Raw genomic sequence first — 15,575 nt, 5'->3', positions numbered from 1 at the left:
GGTACGGCGCGCTCACCGGTCCCCGGTCCCGTACAGCTGGTCGACGATGCTCCGCAGCACCTCGTCCGTGCGGGGGCCGTAGTTGAGCAGGACGCCGTCCTCGACGGTCACGACGCGGCGGTCGAGCCCCGCGGGCGTCTCCGCGACCCCCGGCACCTTCAGCAGGCCGTCGATCCCGCCGACCGAGTCGAGCCCCTTCGCCATCACGAGGATGGCGTCGGGCGCGGCCTTCACCAGCGCCTCGCTGGTGATGGGGGTGAAGTCCTTCCTCAGCCCGGACTCCTTGCCCGCGTCGACCGCGCCGGCGGCCTCCAGGAGCGAGCCCGCGCCGGAGTCGGCGCCGCCGAGCAGGTAGACGGAAGCGGAGCCGCGGACGTAGAGGAAGGCGACGCGCGGCTTGTTCTTCCTGCCGGGGATGGCCTCGCGCACCTTCTCGACGCGCTCCTCGGTACGGTGGCGCAGCCGGTCGCCGGCCTTGGCGACGCCGAGCGCCGCGGCCACGGTGCCGATGCGGGGCCCGACGTCCGACAGCTTCTTGGCCGGTTCGAGGACGACCAGCGGGACGCCCGCCGCGCGGATCTGCGCGATGGCCTCGTCGGGGCCGGTGGAGGTCTCCGCGAGCACCAGGGTCGGCTTGAGGGACAGCACGCTCTCGGCCGAGACGTCGTGCCCCCGGGTGACCACCGGCAGCTTCCTGGCCTGCTCGAAGGTGGCGGTGATGTCGCGGGCCACCACCTTGTCGCCGAGGCCGAGGGTGAAGACGATCTCGGAGAGCGCCCCGGTGAGCGGCACCACGCGGTCGGTGCTGCGGACGGTGACGTCGTGCCCGTCGGCGGACCGGACCCTGGCGGGCAGCCGGGGCGCGGGCGGTGCGCCGGTGAGCGGTTCGACGCGGTCGGCGGGCTCGGCGCCATTGCGCGCGCCCGTCCCCGGCGCGCCGCCACCGGAGTCCCCCACACCGCCGGAGCCGCCGCAGGCGGTCAGGCCCAGCAGCAGGGCCAGGACGGCGACGAGGCCGCCGAGCGCGTGCGGGCGGCGCGAGGAGTGGGGCAAATGCCCGTCCGACGACTGCCGTTGATCCACTGTCAGGCCCTTCCATGCGGTCGCGTCGGTCATGTCGCTCCGGTCGCGCCGGTTCGGCTCTGGCCGACCCGGCACGATGTGGCTTAGGTTAGCCTTACCTTCGTGATCGCGACAGGGGAGGGGTCATCGATGCTGCCGTCCAGACGGGTCCGTGCCCGCGCCGTCATGCTCCTGGCGGCGCTGGCGGCGGCCCTGCTCCCTGCCACCGGGGCGCACGCGGAGGGCCACCAGGTCTCCGGTGGGCGGCTCGACTGGGGCGTCAAGGCGTCGTTCCAGAGCTACGTGACCGGGCCGATCGCCAAGGGGAAGTGGACCCTCAACGGCGGTGCGGCCACGGCGGGGGACAGCGACTTCCGGTTCCACTCCGCCAAGGGCGCGTACGACGCGGACACCGGTGCCTTCGAGGCGCGCTTCACCGGAGGCGTGCGGTTCACCGGTCACCCGAAGCCCGACGGCAGCCATGAACTGGACCTGGCCATCGCCGATCCCGTGGTCCGGATCAGCGGCGGCCGCGGCACCCTCTACGCCGACATGACCAGCAAGGCGCGCGGCAGCGGAACGGTCACCTCCGCCGCCCGTGTCCCGCTGGCCGCACTCGACCTGACGGGGGTGAACATGCGGGGCGGCGGCACGGCGGTCCGCCTCGACGCCGTCCCCACCCGGCTCACCGCCGAGGGCGCGCGGGCCTTCGCGGGGTACTACGCCGAGGGCGCCGCGCTGGATCCGCTGAACCTGTCGGTCGACGTCACGTCGGGGCCCGCGCGGCCGGAGGGCACCGCGTCGCCGAGCCCCACCGCGAAGCGCCCCGGCAAGCCTGCCGAGGCCCCCGCCAAGGGCCGGTTCGAGAACGCGGCCGTCGACTGGGGCGTCCGCCGGACCTTCCGTGAATACGTCACGGGCTCCGTCGCCCAGGGATCCTGGCGGCTGTCCGAGGGCGCCCAGGACGGCGGGACGCTGTTCCGGTTCCCCGCCGGGCACGGCACGTACGACACGGACCAGGACACGCTGGAGGGCACGTTCGCCGGGTCGCTGCGGTTCACCGGCAAGGACCTGGACCTCACGCTGAGCGGGGTGTCCGTACGGGTCGGGAGGGACGGCACGGGCACGCTCTCGGCCGATGTACGCCGTGCCGGCGCCGGTGCCGACCAGGACGTACCGCTGGTCACCTTCAAGGCCGGTGAACTGCGGCCCCGCGACGGCCTGATCGCGGTGACGGAGGCCCCCGCGGCGCTGACCGCCCGGGGCGCGCGGGCCTTCGGCGGCATGTACGCGGCGGGCACCGGGATGGACCCGGTCTCCCTCGCCGTGGCGCTCGACGACTCCGCCCGGCTCCCGGCCCTGCCCGACCTCGGCGACGCGCCGTCGGCGTCGGCGCCGCCGAAGCCCGCGGCGCGCGAGGCGGCGGACGGTTCTTCCTCGTCTTCGTCGTCGGCCGGGCCGTTGGTTGCGGCGCTGTGCGCCGCGGGCGCTCTCGCCGCAGCGGCGGCGGCTGTTGTCGCCCTGCGGCGCAGGCGCCGCGCGCCCGAAACGGGCGACGACTGACACCAGGGCAGCGCCGCCCGACCGGCGTGCCCGTCGACCCTGTGCCGCCCCCGTGCGGCCGACCCCCACCGTGTGCCGCCCCGTGCGGCCGCCGACCCAAGGAGACAGCCGACCATGACGGCTCCCTCAGCCACACCTCGCGCCACCCGCCGGACAGGCACCCGCGCGCTCGCCCTCGCCGCTGCGGTCGCCACCGCGGCCGTCGGCGCCGCCGTGCTCGTCCTGCCCGCGCATGCTGCCCAGGGCGGTGCGGCGCCGAAGCTGGAGATCACCGACGGAACCCTGGAATGGGGCGTGAAGGAGGGCTTCCGGAAGTACGTCACCGGCCCGATCGCCCACGGCGCGATCGAGGTCGCGGACGGCGCGCGCCAGGCGGACGGGAACGGCCCGTTCACCTTCACCGGCGGCAAGGGGACGTACGACACCTCCACCCACGCCGTCGCGACCACCTTCAAGGGCAGCGTGCGCTTCACCGGCCACGGCGGCGAACTCGACCTCAAGCTCAGCGACCTGAAGGTGCGTACGGAAGGGACGAAGGGCGCGATCACCGCCGACGTCACCGCCTCGGGCCGGACCACCGACGACGTCGCGCTCGCCTCGCTCGACCTCACCGGGCTCAAGCCCGGGGCGGGCGAGGGCGGCGCGGTCACGTTCGCGAAGATCCCGGCCGCGCTGACCGCCGACGGCGCCAAGGCGTTCAACGGCATGTACGAGGAGGGGCAGGAGCTCGACCCGGCCACGCTGACGGTGAAGGCGGGCCGCCCGGCCACCACACCCGCGACGACCCCGCCGCAGAGCCCGCCCCAGACCGCGACGCGGACTCCGTCCCAGCCGCCGACCCGCACTCCCACCGCCACGCCCACCCAGGGCAAGCCCACGGGCGACCCCACCGCCTCGCCCACCTCCCCGGCGAGCCCGTCCGGACGGCCGTCGCAGGACGGCACCGTGGCGGACGGCAGCCTCGACTGGGGCGTGAAGAAGTCCTTCCGCGACTACGTCACCGGACCCATCGCGCACGGCAAGATCACTGTCTCCGGCGGCGCCAAGAAGACCGACGGCGGGTTCCGCTTCCTCGGCGGGCAGGGCACGTACGACGAGAAGTCCCGCACCCTGAACGCGGCGTTCGACGGCACGGTCCGCTTCACCGGCCACGGCGGCGACCTCGACCTGAAGTTCAGCGATCTGAAGGTGCGCGGCAAGGGCGCGAAGGGCTCGCTGGTCGCGGACGTGTCCGCGAAGGACCGGGGGACGGGCAAGGTCACCGAGTCCGACGACCTGACCGTCGCCGAGCTGAAACTGCCCGCGTCCTACGGGCCCAAGGGCGGGGTGGTCACGCTCACCAAGGCGCCGGCCACCCTGACGAAGGACGGCGCCAAGGCGTTCGGCGGCTTCTACCACTCCGGCGACGCCCTCGACCCCGTCACCGTCTCCGTCTCCCTGGACGAGGACGCCGCTCTGCCCGGCGGCGGGGGCTCGGACACCTCCGTCAACAGCGGCAGCGGCAGCGGCGGCGTCGTGGGCGGCGGCAGCACCGGCGGCACCGGATCGCTGGCCGCCACCGGCGCCGGAGTCCCGTCGGCGACCCTGCTGGGCGGCGCGGGGCTGCTGGCGGCGGGCGGCGCGGCCGCCGTGTTCGCGACCCGCCGGCGCACCTGCCACTGACGCCCCGTAGGCCCGGCGCCCAGGCGCCTTCGTACGTCCGCGCTCACCGGATCCTGTCCCCTGGTGGGCGCGGACCCGCGTCTGCTTGGATGGCCTGATGAACGGTGTCGAGGTACTGCGGGTGTTTGGGGGTACCTCCCATGCCGAAGGCTATGGGGGAGGGCCGGACGGGCGCGGTGGGAACGCGCTCGGCGTCGTGCGCGATGGCGCGGCCGTGCCCGGGGCGGCGCGGCGCCAGGCCCTGGCGGCCGAACTCGGTTTCAGCGAGACCGTGTTCATCGATGACACGGAGCGCGGCGTCGTCGACATCTACACCCCCAGTGTCCGGCTGCCCTTCGCGGGCCACCCCTTGGTCGGCACCGCCTGGCTGCTGCGGGACCTCGGCCGGGCCCCGGACGTGCTGCGCCCGCCCGCCGGGGAGGTCCCGGTCTCGTACGACGGCGAGTTGACGTGGGTGCGCGGCCGGGCCGCGTGGGCGCGGGGGAAGCGCACCGAGCGGTACGGCTCGGCGGCCGAGGTCGACGCCATCCCCGGCCCGCCGGAGGGCGAGGGGTTCCTGTACGCATGGGCCTGGCTGGACGAGTCGGCCGGGCTGGTGCGCGCGCGGGCCTTCCCACGGCGCGGCGACGCCATCGTGGAGGACGAGGCGACCGGGGCCGCCGCCGTCGTCCTCACCCACGAGCTGGGCCGCGCCCTGGACATCCGCCAGGGCATCGGCTCGCGGATCCTCACCCGCCCGCACCCGGACGGCACGGTCGAGGTCGGCGGCCGGGTCACCCGGGAACGGGGCGGGACCGCCGACTAGCCTCGGACACTACGCGCTGACCGGGAACTGCCTCGGACACTACGCGCTGAGCGGGAACTGCTCGCCCAACTCCCGGAAGACCGCCGTGTTCAGCGCGAACGCGCGCTTGCACTCCTCGACCACCCGGTGCCGCTCCAGGTCGTCCACCGGCAGCGCGTCCAGCAGCTCGCGGTAGTGCCGCTTGAACGCGGCCGGGTTGGCGATGCCCTCGAAGACGTAGAACCGCACGCCGTCGCCTTTGCGTTCAAAGCCCCACGTCTTCTCCGCCGTGCCGCGGATGATCTGGCCGCCGGAGAGGTCGCCGAGATAGCGGGTGTAGTGGTGGGCGACATAGCCCGCGGGCCAGGTGCGCGCGCACTCCTCGACCCGCGCCGCGTACGCCGCCGTCGCGGGCAGCGGCCGCAGGCCCGTCCGCCAGCCGGTGCCGCCGAGGTGCGCGAGGTCGCGCTCCAGCTCGGCGGTACGGGCCAGCTCGGGCTGTATGAACGGGCCCGCGACCGGATCGGCGGCGAGCCGCGCGGAGCAGGACTCCAGCGCGCGGTAGACGAACCACAGCTGCTCGGTGTAGCGCCGGTAGGCGTCGACGCCGAGCCTGCCGCCGAGCATGTCGCTCATGAACGTGGAGTTCTCGGCCTCGGTGTGCTGCTCGTGCGAGGCCGTGCGGATGAGCACGGAGAACGGCGGATACGGCGTCGTGCCGGCTGCTGCTGCGGCTGCGGCGTCCAAGACGGCCTCCGGGTACCAAGAGGGGACGGGAAGACAAGTATCGTTACTTAGGCTTGCCTAAGTCAAAGCCTTCCCGACGCGCTGTCGGTAAAACCTACGGGAGGGTGAGAATCTCCGCACCGGTGTCGGTCACGACCAGGGTGTGCTCGAACTGGGCCGTCCGCTTGCGGTCCTTGGTGACGACGGTCCAGCCGTCCTCCCACATGTCGTACTCGTGCGTCCCCAGCGTCAGCATCGGCTCGATGGTGAAGGTCATCCCCGGCTTGATCTCGGTCGTGTGGTGCGGGCTGTCGTAGTGCGGCACGATCAGGCCGGAGTGGAACGCCGAGTTGATGCCGTGGCCGGTGAAGTCGCGCACGACGCCGTACCCGAACCGCTTGGCGTAGGACTCGATGACCCGGCCGATGATGTTGATCTGGCGGCCCGGCTTCACCGCCTTGATCGCGCGGTTCAGGGACTCCCGGGTCCGCTCGACCAGCAGCCGGGACTCCTCGTCCACCTCGCCGCACAGGTAGGTGGCGTTGTTGTCGCCGTGTACGCCCCCGACGAAGGCGGTGACGTCGAGGTTCACGATGTCGCCGTCCCGCAGCACCGTGGAGTCGGGGATGCCGTGGCAGATGACCTCGTTGATCGACGCGCACAGCGACTTGGGGAAGCCGCGGTACCCCAGCGTCGACGGATAGGCCCCGTGGTCGCACATGTACGCGTGCGCCACCCGGTCCAGCTCGTCGGTGGTGACCCCCGGCGCGATGAGCTTGGCGGCCTCCGCCATGGCCTGCGCGGCGATCCGCCCGGCGATCCGCATCCGCTCGATCGTCTCGGCGTCCTGCACCTCGGGCCCGGTGTACGGGGTCGGCGCGGCCTTGCCCACGTACTCGGGGCGGGGGATCGAAGCGGGCACGGAACGGGCGGGGGAGAGCGTCCCCGGGACAAGAAGCGACTGGCCAGACATGTCAGCGAGTGTATCCGGGGGCCATCGGGCAGCATGGCGACAAGACGATGAGCGAGGACAGCGAGGACGGAGACGGGGATGGCGCTGTTCAAGAGACGGCCCGTGGGCAAGCCCGGCGAGTGGTACTACTGCCTCAGGCACCAGAAGGTCGAGGAGGGCCCCGAATGCCGTGCCGCCGACCGCTTCGGCCCGTACGGCACGCGTGAGGAGGCCGCTCACGCGATGGAGACCGCCCGCGAACGGAACGTGGAATGGGAGACGGACCAGCGCTGGCGAGACGATCGGACCTGACCAGCCCTACGGCACCGGTGCCGCGGCCTGCTCTCCGCGCTTCGCCCGCGCCGCGCGCACGCGCGCGGCGTGGTCGTCGGTGCGGGCGTCGTACGACATGAGCTTCGGCAGGGTCAGGGCGAGCAGCCCCACCGCGCCGACGCAGGCGAGCCCGCCGGACCAGACGGCGGTGCGTACGCCGGTCAGGCCGGCCATCGTGCCGGCGCGGACCTGGCCGAGTTGGGGGCCGACGGTGTACGAGAGGAGCTCGATCCCGGCGAGCCGGCCGCGCAGCTCGTCGGGGATGGTCTGGTTCCACATGGTGGAGCGGAACAGCCCGCTGACCATGTCCCCGGCGCCCGCGACGGCCACGCACAGCAGCACCAGCCAGATGTTCGTCATCTGCCCGGCCGCGGCCATCGCCAGCCCCCACACCGCCGCCCCGAGCACCACCATCCGACCGTGCCGGTGCACCCGCGAGGTCCACCCGCTGGTCGCGCTCACCACCATCGAACCGGCCGGCATGGCGGCGTAGAGCAGGCCCAGCGCCCAGGGGGCGTCCAGGTCGTCGGCGAGGAACGGGTAGATCGCGGTGGGGAAGGCGAAGAGCATCGCGGCCATGTCGACCACGTAGGTGCCCAGCAGCTCCTTGCGCCGCCAGGCATAGCGCGCGCCCTCCGCTATCGCGCGCAGCGAGGGTTTCTCCGCGTCGTGCGCGGGCGGCGCGGCGGTCAGCCGCAGGCTGAGCAGCACGGAGCACACGAAGGTCAGCACGTTCAGGCCGTACGCCAGCGGCAGCCCGAGGTAGGCGACGATGACACCGGCCAGCGAGGGGCCCGCCACGGCCGACACCTGCCAGCGCAGCGCGTTCAGGGCGGCCGCCGCGGTGATCTGGTCATGCGGCACGATGCGGGCCACCACGGCGTCGATCGCCGGGCGCTGGAGTCCGGTGAGCGCGCTGGTCAGCGCCGCGACCACGTACAGCGGCCAGAGCATGGGCTGCGGCAGCAGGCTGTTGATCAGCAGCAGCACCGCCAGCAGGCCCAGGCCGGCCTCGGTGAGCAGGATGACCTTGCGGCGGTCGACGGCGTCCGCCAGCGCCCCGCCGTACAGCCCGAAGACGATCAGCGGCACCAGCTCCACCGCGCCGATCGCGCCGACCGCGAACGCCGAACCCGTGAGCTCCTTGATCTGGAGCGGCAGCGCCACCAGGCTCAGGAAGCTGCCGAAGGAGGTCACCAGGCCGGCGACCCACATCAGGCGGAAGTCGCGGGAGGAGCGCCACGGGGACAGGTCGGGCAGCAGGGCGCGCAGCCGGGAACCGCGTGGGGGATGGTCGTCTTCGGTCACGACGGCCCATCGTCCGGTGGGGTGGCTGTAGGCGGCAACCGAATTTCCACGGGCCCGGGGCGGTCGGGCCCCGGCGGCAGCCGGTGCCCGGCTGCCTCCGGCCCGGCCGCTACCAGCGGGGCGGCGGCGGGGCCGTCAGCCGTTCCGCCAGCCGGGAGAGCCGGTCGCGGAACCGGTGCCGACCGCGGCGCGGCGGCAGGCTGTTCTCCCCGGCGGCCGCGCTCACCAGATGCTGCACCGTCTCCAGGTCCAGATCCGCGCCCGCCGGCACGGCCAGCGCGTCATGGGCCAGCGAGTGCAGGCACCGGTCCCCGCCGTCGAGGGCGAGCACCGTCGCGCCGCTGCGCCGCGCGTCGTGCACCCGCTCCAGCAGCCCCGCGCCCGGCCCGTCCGGCGCCACCACCAGCAGCGTCTCCCCGCGCCCCGCCGCCTCCAGCCGGCCGAGCCCGACCGACAGATGGGCCGGGACCCCGTCCGGCACCTGGTGCCGTACGAGGGTCGGGGACAGCTCGGGGAGGCCGGACCAGGCGGCCTCGTCGTCCAGATGCGCGGCCAGATGCCACGGCTCGTACGCCTGGCTGCCGACCAGCAGCAGCCCGCCGCCGCGCGGGCCGACCGCGGCCCGCAGCGATCCGGCGAAGCGGCGGGTGGCCGGCAGCCACTCGGTTCCGGCGAGTACCTCGCGCAGCAGCGCGACTCGTACGGCGTCCATGCGCCCGTATCCTGCCCGCCGCGGCCGCTCGGCAGGCCGGATTCCCCGCCCCGGTCACCTCTTCGGGCGGTGCGCCCGTCCGGGGTCTGGCGCGTCGCGCCGCCGGCCGTCGCACCGGCCGCATCCCCGGCCGTCGAACCGACCTCGCCCCCGGCCGTCGCACCGACATCGCCCCCGGCCGTCGCACCGACCACGCCCCCCGGCTGCCGCACCAACTGTTCATGTGCCGTGCCTTGACGCTCCGTAAGGCAATCCCTATGGTCACCGCACACAAGGGACGTCCTACGTCCGGACGTTCCACGCCCAGTGGGCCGACAGCAGCGCTCGATCGCGACGGGGCATCGGGAGGTCTGATGGCAAGCGGAGTGGCGGCGCGTACCCGTACCTACGAGGTGTCCGTGCCGTTCCGGGCCGGGACCGGCGGCTACGCCAGCTACCGCATCCCCGCCGTGGTGGCCGCGGCCTCCGGTGAGCTGCTCGCCTTCGCCGAGGGCCGGGTGGGGTCCTCCGCCGACACCGGCGACATCGACGTGGTGCTCAAACGGTCCGTCGACGGCGGCCGCACCTGGGGCCGCCCGCAGGTCGTCGCCCGGAACGGGACCGGCACCGCCGGGAACCCGGCGCCCGTGGTCCTGCACACCGGCCCGCACACCGGCCGGATCGTCCTGGTCCACGTCCGCAACGGCGCCGCCGCGAGCGAGAACGCCATCCGGCGGGGCGAGGTCCCGGCGGCCGACGGGCGCCGGGTGTGGGTGCAGTACAGCGACGACGACGGCCGGACCTGGAGCTCGCCGCGCGAGATCACGGGGCAGGTGAAGAAGCCCGCGTGGCGGTGGTACGCGACCACCCCCGGCCACGCCCTCCAGTTACGGCACGGCCCGCACGCCGGGCGCATCGTGGTCCCCGCCAACCACTCGCTGCCCCCGGCCGGTTCCGACGACCCCACCTCGGGCCGGTACAACGGCGGACACGTCCTGCTGAGCGACGACGACGGCCGGACCTGGCGGATCGGCTACGTCGACGACAACCCCGACGGCTACGTCAACGTCAACGAGACCACCGCGGCCGAACTCCCCGACGGCCGCGTCTACTTCAACACCCGCACCGACGCGAACGCCCCGGGCAACCGCGCGGACGCCTACTCCCGCGACGGCGGCGCGACCCTGGTCAAGCCCTTCCGGCCGCAGGCCGGGCTGGTCACCCCCGTGGTCGAGTGCAGCGTGCTGCACCTGGGCGAACCGGACGTGCTGCTCTTCTCCGGCCCCGCCGACCCCGAGTACCGGGCCCTGATGACGGTCCGGGCCAGTGACGACGGCGGCGTCACCTGGCGGACGGCGCACACCGTCGACGGCCTGCCCGCCGCCTACTCCGACCTCGTCCGGATCGACGACGACACGGTCGGACTGCTCTACGAGACCGGCGACTTCAGCGCCTACTCGACGATCACCTTCCGGCGCATCCCGGTGGAGGAGCTGGTATGAGCGAGCACCCCGTCCACGAGCACCCCGTCCACGATCACCCCGTCCATGACCGCCGCACGGTCCTCGGCGGCGCGGCCGCCGCGGCCGCGGGCCTGGCGCTGACCGGCTGCGGCTCCGACGACGACGCCGACGGCGAGCCCAAGGGCCGCAAGAAGGGCGAGAAGGCCACGCTGACCTTCTGGTCCTGGGTGCCGGGCATCGACAAGCCCGTCGACCTGTGGAACCGCAACAACCCTGATGTGCAGATCAAGCTGGAGAAGGTCTCGGCGGTCAACGGCGCGCAGTACGCCAAGATGCACGCCTCCATCAAGGCGGGCAACCCGCCGGACCTGGGCCAGATCGAGTACCCGGTCGTCCCCAGCTTCCTCCTCGACAACGGGCTGCTGGACCTGGCGAAGCACGGCGTCCAGAAGCACAAGAGCAAGTTCGTCGGCTGGCAGTGGCAGCAGGCGGTCTTCGGCGACGGCGTCTACGCCGTCCCGCAGGCATCCGGCCCCATGGGACTCTTCCTGCGCCACGACCTGTTCGACAAGTGGGGCATCGAGCCGCCCGCGACCTGGGACGACTACGCGGCCGCGGCCAAGGCCGTCCGCAGGAAAGGCGCCTGGATCGAGACGTTCTCCGCCACCAACGGCAACCGCTTCGCGGGCCTGGCCTGGCAGGCCGGGGCGACCTGGTTCGGCACCTCCGGCGACGCCTGGACGGTCAGTATCGACGACGAACCCACCCGCAAGGTCGCCGACTTCTGGGAGGACCTGGTCAAGCAGAAGCTGATCAAGACCATCCCGGACCGGCAGAACGCCTGGTACAAGGACATCCAGACCGGCGACATGGCCGGCTGGCTCGGCGCCAGCTGGGGGGACGCGCTGCTGGTCGGCAACGCACCCAAGACCTCCGGCAAATGGCGGGTGGTCCCCATGCCGCAGTGGAAGAAGGGCGCCGGCGCCTACGCCAACTGGGGCGGCTCCACCACCGCCGTGTTCGCCAGGACCGACTACCCCGAGGACGCGCTCGCCTTCGCCGTCTGGCTCAACACCGACCCCGAGTCGATCAGGCTGCTCATCGAGGGCGGCTACGGCTTCCCGGCCGCCCAGCGGGGCTTCGCCGCCTCCGACCTCGACGTGCACAAGGACTTCTTCGGCGGGCAGGCGTACAGCGAGGTGTTCGCGGAGGCGGGCAAGGGGGTCGACACCAGCTGGCGCTGGGGCCCCGCCGTCGACACGCTCTACCAGCGGCTCGGCGACGCGTTCACCGAGGCCCTCGGCGACGGCGGCTCCTTCCGGTCCGTCCTGGCGAAGGTGCAGCGCGAGACGGTCCAGGACCTCAAGGACAAGGGCCTGAAGGTGGAGACCGGGTGAGGCGCGACGCCAAGGGGCGAGGCCGCGCCCGGCGCTGGACCCGCACCGAAGCCCGGAACGCCCGCGCGGCGGCAGGCTTCCTGCTGCCGTTCCTCGCGCTGTTCGTCCTGTGCTTCCTCGCGCCCATCGGCTACGCCGTCTACCAGAGCCTGCTCAAGGTCGAGCGGACCGGGCCGCTCGGCCTCGGCGGCGAGACCAGGGACGTGTGGGCGGGCTTCGCCAACTACCGGCACGCGCTGGAGGACGACCGGTTCGTCGCCGGCTTCGGGCGGGTGCTGCTCTTCGGCGCCGTACAGATCCCGGTGATGATCCTGCTCGCGACGGCGCTCGCGCTGCTGCTGGACGCCGCCTCGGCCCGCTGGGTCGGCTTCTTCCGCACCGCGTTCTTCCTGCCGTACGGGGTGCCGGGCGTCATCGCCTCCATCCTGTGGGGCTTCCTGTACGTGCCGGGGATCAGCCCGCTGGTGGAGATGGCCCACTCGGCGGGCTGGGAGGTGGACTTCCTCGCCCGCGACACCGTGCTGTGGTCCATCGCCAACATCGTCACCTGGCAGTTCACCGGCTACAACATGCTCGTCCTGATCGCCCAGCTCAAAGCGGTCCCCGAGGAGCTGTACGAGGCCGCCAGGATCGACGGGGCGAACGCGTGGCAGGTCGCCCGGCACGTCAAGCTGCCGCTGATCCGGCCCGCGCTCGTCCTGACCACCGTGTTCAGCATCATCGGCACGCTCCAGCTCTTCGCCGAGCCCATGGTGCTGCGCCCGCTGGCCAACACCATCGACTCGGGCTACACCCCCAACCTGCACGCCTACAACGAGGCGTTCACCAGCAACAACCAGCACATCGCGGCGGCCGAGGCGGTGCTGCTCGCCGTCGTTGCGTGCGTGCTGTCGTTCGGCTTCCTGCGCCTGGTGGGAGGCGGCGCGCGGCGGCGCGGACGGGAGGACGGCGGGTGAGCCGGGCCGACACGATCGACAAGACCGGGGAGCCGGACGAGCCGGACGCCGCCGCCGGTGCGGGCCGTGCCGCGCGTACGCCCCGTACGGCCCGTACGCGGCGGGGACGTGGAAGGCCAGGCGGCACGTCCGCCCGGCAGCCGCCGCTCCGGCACCGCGTCATCACCGTCTCGCTGCTGACCGTCGCCGCGATCTACTTCCTCACCCCCGTCTACTGGCTCGCGGTCTCCGCCACGAAGTCCAGCGGCGACCTGTTCGGCACGTTCGGCTTCTGGTTCTCCGACCCGCACCCCGTCGACTACCTCGGCGACGTCCTCACCTACGACGACGGCATCTACGTGCGCTGGTTCGCCAACAGCCTGCTGTACGCGGGGATCGGGGCCGTCGCCGCCACGCTGCTGTCGGCCGCCGCCGGATACGCGCTGGCCAAGTACTCCTTCCCGGGCCGGGAGGCGATCTTCAACGTGGTGCTCGCCGGGGTGCTGCTGCCCGGCACCGCGCTCGCCCTCCCGCTGTACCTGCTCTTCAGCGAGATGGAGCTGGCCAACACGTACTGGGCGGTGCTCATCCCCAGCGTCGTCAGCCCCTTCGGGGTCTACCTGTGCCGGATCTACGCCACCGCGGCCGTCCCCGACTCGCTGCTGGAGGCGGCCCGTATCGACGGCGCGGGAGAGCTGCGGATCTTCGCCACGCTGGGGCTGCGGCTGATGACGCCCGCGCTGGTCACCGTCTTCCTGTTCCAGTTCGTGCACATCTGGAACAACTTCTTCCTGCCGCTGGTGATGCTCTCCGACTCCGACCTGTACCCGATCCAGCTGGGGCTGACCTCGTGGCAGGGGTACGCGGACCGGCAGCCCGAGCTGTACCAGTACACGGTCGGCGGCGCGTTCCTGTCCGTACTGCCGCTGATGGTGCTGATGGGCGTGCTCCAGCGGTACTGGCGTACGGGCCTGACGGAGGGCAGCGTGAAGTCGTGAGGCGTCGTGTGACGGCGTGAGGCGTGGCGTCACGGCGTGACGGACGCAACGGCTCGGGCGCCGGACGAGCGTGACAGTATCGCTGTCATGACGACGACGAACGATGCGGCCGACGCGACTGCCGCAGCGAAGAAGGCCCCCGCCAAGGACCCGTGGGACCTGCCCGACGTGTCCGGTCTCGTGGTGGGCGTGCTCGGCGGGACCGGCGACCAGGGCCGCGGCCTGGCCTACCGGCTCGCCAAGGCCGGCCAGAAGGTGATCATCGGTTCGCGCGCCGCCGACCGGGCCCGGGCGGCCGCCGCCGAGCTGGGCGCCGAGCTCGGCGTCGAGGGCGCGGACAACGCCGAGTGCGCGCGGCGCAGCGACATCGTGATCGTCGCCGTGCCGTGGGACGGCCACGCCAAGACGCTGGAGTCGCTGCGCGAGGAGCTCGCGGGCAAGCTCGTCGTCGACTGCGTCAACCCGCTCGGCTTCGACAAGAAGGGCGCCTACGCGCTGAAGCCGGAGGAGGGCAGCGCCGCCGAGCAGGCCGCCGCCCTGCTGCCGGACTCGCGGGTCACGGCCGCCTTCCACCACCTGTCGGCCGTCCTGCTCCAGGACGAGTCGATCGACGAGATCGACACGGACGTGATGGTGCTGGGCGAGTCGCGCGCGGACACCGACGTGGTACAGGCGCTGGCGGGCCGGATCCCCGGGATGCGGGGCGTCTTCGCCGGGCGGCTGCGCAACGCGCACCAGGTGGAGTCCCTGGTCGCCAACCTGATCTCGGTGAACCGCCGCTACAAGGCGCACGCGGGGCTGCGGGTCACGGACGTCTGACGGCCGCGGCCGGCGGACGCCTGACGGCTGGCGCCGGCGGACGCCTGACGGCGAGGGGCGTGGGGTGCGGGGTGCGGCCGGGGGCCATGGGGGACAATGGCCCGGACTGCTACACCCGGACAGGAGCCGACCCCATGCCCCGCCTCGCTCTCTACTCCTTGATCGTCTGCGCCCTGGCCGTCGCGGCGGCCGTCGTGTCGTTCGCGCAGGGGCTGTGGCTCGGCATCGTCTGGATCTTCGTCGCCGGCATCTCGTCGAACATGGCGTGGTTCTACCTGCGGAAGGCGAAGCTGGAGCGGGCGCAGGCGCACGCCGAGTAGGGGAGGGACCTTGATTCGTACGGTGTTCTACGAGGACTGGGAGATGGAGTGCTGCGGCACGCCGTTCTCGGTGGGGGACGAGGTGACGTGGAACGTCGTGCGCAGCACCTTGCCACCGGGGCAGCGCCCGGCCCCGGTGGACGCCGCAGACGGCGCCGGTGAGCTCTTCGTGTTCACCGCGCACTCCTCGCAGACCGGCACGCCGGCCACCCTCACCGGTCGCGTCCGCCGCATCCAGGTGGTGATCCGGGGCTATCGCGCCTCCCGCCGCGAGCCCGACTCGTTCTCGCCCGTGCCGGGCGACTTCCGGTTGCGCCCGGTGGACACCTGCCCGAAGTGGTTCAAACAGCCCGTCGGCGGACAGCTGCCGCCCCGCGACGGGCGCGCGTACCGGCAGGAGGAGACGGGCGTGCTGGTCGAGTTGGAGGATGCGGCGGAAGGGTGACCCGGTGACGGGTCCGTACGTTCGCGGGCGGGGGGACATGGCGACGGGGACAGGCGAGGCGCCGGGGCACGACGGGGGCGACGGCACGGCGCGGGCGGACGGGGGAGAAGGGCCCGA

16 protein-coding genes are annotated in these 15,575 nt (G+C 73.1%); 11 read left to right on the top strand and 5 right to left on the bottom strand.

Annotated features, from left to right (window positions below):
* Window positions 1–12 precede the first annotated feature (12 nt).
* Window positions 13–1,116 (bottom strand): hemin ABC transporter substrate-binding protein, encoded by a 1,104-nt coding sequence (locus Q3Y56_RS08845; RefSeq protein ID WP_304461401.1) that lies wholly within the window; start codon window positions 1,114–1,116, stop codon window positions 13–15.
* A gap of 96 nt (window positions 1,117–1,212) precedes the next feature.
* Here Q3Y56_RS08845 and Q3Y56_RS08840 point away from each other — a divergent pair, with 96 nt between their 5' ends.
* The 3 genes from Q3Y56_RS08840 to Q3Y56_RS08830 all read left to right on the top strand — a co-directional run bounded on the left by Q3Y56_RS08840 (window position 1,213) and on the right by Q3Y56_RS08830 (window position 5,092).
* A complete protein-coding gene (locus tag Q3Y56_RS08840) occupies window positions 1,213–2,625 on the top strand; it encodes an HtaA domain-containing protein (RefSeq protein ID WP_304465523.1) in 1,413 nt (470 codons plus the stop codon).
* Between the two features lie 114 nt (window positions 2,626–2,739).
* On the top strand, window positions 2,740–4,287 hold the full coding sequence (locus Q3Y56_RS08835; RefSeq protein WP_304461400.1) for an HtaA domain-containing protein: 1,548 nt from the start codon (window positions 2,740–2,742) through the stop codon (window positions 4,285–4,287).
* A gap of 97 nt (window positions 4,288–4,384) precedes the next feature.
* On the top strand, window positions 4,385–5,092 hold the full coding sequence (locus Q3Y56_RS08830) for a PhzF family phenazine biosynthesis protein (protein ID WP_304461399.1): 708 nt from the start codon (window positions 4,385–4,387) through the stop codon (window positions 5,090–5,092).
* 39 nt (window positions 5,093–5,131) lie between these two features.
* Here the strand turns inward: Q3Y56_RS08830 and Q3Y56_RS08825 are convergent, their stop codons facing one another.
* Both Q3Y56_RS08825 and map read right to left on the bottom strand, forming a co-directional pair.
* Window positions 5,132–5,818, bottom strand: a complete 687-nt coding sequence (locus Q3Y56_RS08825; protein WP_304461398.1) for a heme oxygenase (biliverdin-producing) — start codon at window positions 5,816–5,818, stop codon at window positions 5,132–5,134.
* Between the two features lie 94 nt (window positions 5,819–5,912).
* Window positions 5,913–6,770 carry a type I methionyl aminopeptidase gene (map, locus tag Q3Y56_RS08820; protein WP_304461397.1) on the bottom strand — a complete coding sequence of 286 codons (858 nt, stop codon included), beginning with the start codon at window positions 6,768–6,770 and terminating at the stop codon, window positions 5,913–5,915.
* A 78-nt stretch (window positions 6,771–6,848) separates the two neighbouring features.
* Between map and Q3Y56_RS08815 the strand changes: the two genes are divergently transcribed.
* Window positions 6,849–7,061, top strand: a complete 213-nt coding sequence (locus Q3Y56_RS08815) for a hypothetical protein (protein WP_304461396.1) — start codon at window positions 6,849–6,851, stop codon at window positions 7,059–7,061.
* 6 nt (window positions 7,062–7,067) lie between these two features.
* Here the strand turns inward: Q3Y56_RS08815 and Q3Y56_RS08810 are convergent, their stop codons facing one another.
* Window positions 7,068–8,390, bottom strand: a complete 1,323-nt coding sequence (locus Q3Y56_RS08810; protein WP_304461395.1) for an MFS transporter — start codon at window positions 8,388–8,390, stop codon at window positions 7,068–7,070.
* Between the two features lie 109 nt (window positions 8,391–8,499).
* Window positions 8,500–9,102, bottom strand: a complete 603-nt coding sequence (locus Q3Y56_RS08805; protein ID WP_304461394.1) for a hypothetical protein — start codon at window positions 9,100–9,102, stop codon at window positions 8,500–8,502.
* Window positions 9,103–9,455: 353 nt separating this feature from the next.
* Between Q3Y56_RS08805 and Q3Y56_RS08800 the strand changes: the two genes are divergently transcribed.
* From Q3Y56_RS08800 to Q3Y56_RS08770, 7 genes are all read left to right on the top strand, one after another.
* On the top strand, window positions 9,456–10,583 hold the full coding sequence (locus tag Q3Y56_RS08800; RefSeq protein WP_304461393.1) for an exo-alpha-sialidase: 1,128 nt from the start codon (window positions 9,456–9,458) through the stop codon (window positions 10,581–10,583).
* Window positions 10,580–11,941, top strand: coding sequence for an ABC transporter substrate-binding protein (locus tag Q3Y56_RS08795; protein WP_304461392.1), 1,362 nt, complete (start codon window positions 10,580–10,582; stop codon window positions 11,939–11,941). The genes Q3Y56_RS08800 and Q3Y56_RS08795 overlap by 4 nt, the downstream gene beginning before the upstream one ends.
* Entirely contained in the window at window positions 11,938–12,897 is a 960-nt protein-coding gene (locus tag Q3Y56_RS08790; protein WP_304461391.1) for a carbohydrate ABC transporter permease, read from the top strand. Before Q3Y56_RS08795 ends, Q3Y56_RS08790 begins: the two co-directional genes overlap by 4 nt.
* A gap of 161 nt (window positions 12,898–13,058) precedes the next feature.
* The gene (locus Q3Y56_RS08785; protein ID WP_304465522.1) at window positions 13,059–13,874 is read left to right on the top strand and encodes a carbohydrate ABC transporter permease; all 816 of its coding nucleotides are present in this window, start codon (window positions 13,059–13,061) and stop codon (window positions 13,872–13,874) included.
* Window positions 13,875–13,961: 87 nt separating this feature from the next.
* Window positions 13,962–14,693, top strand: a complete 732-nt coding sequence (gene npdG / locus Q3Y56_RS08780; protein ID WP_304461390.1) for an NADPH-dependent F420 reductase — start codon at window positions 13,962–13,964, stop codon at window positions 14,691–14,693.
* Between the two features lie 134 nt (window positions 14,694–14,827).
* Window positions 14,828–15,013: a hypothetical protein gene (locus tag Q3Y56_RS08775; RefSeq protein ID WP_304461389.1), complete on the top strand. Its 186-nt coding sequence runs from the start codon at window positions 14,828–14,830 to the stop codon at window positions 15,011–15,013.
* A gap of 10 nt (window positions 15,014–15,023) precedes the next feature.
* Window positions 15,024–15,458, top strand: coding sequence for a DUF6578 domain-containing protein (locus tag Q3Y56_RS08770; RefSeq protein ID WP_304461388.1), 435 nt, complete (start codon window positions 15,024–15,026; stop codon window positions 15,456–15,458).
* The last annotated feature ends 117 nt before the right edge of the window (window positions 15,459–15,575 follow it).

Source organism: Streptomyces sp. XD-27, from assembly GCF_030553055.1.
In the GTDB taxonomy this organism is placed as follows: Bacteria; Actinomycetota; Actinomycetes; order Streptomycetales; family Streptomycetaceae; genus Streptomyces.
This window is presented reverse-complemented; position numbering and strand designations above follow the sequence as displayed.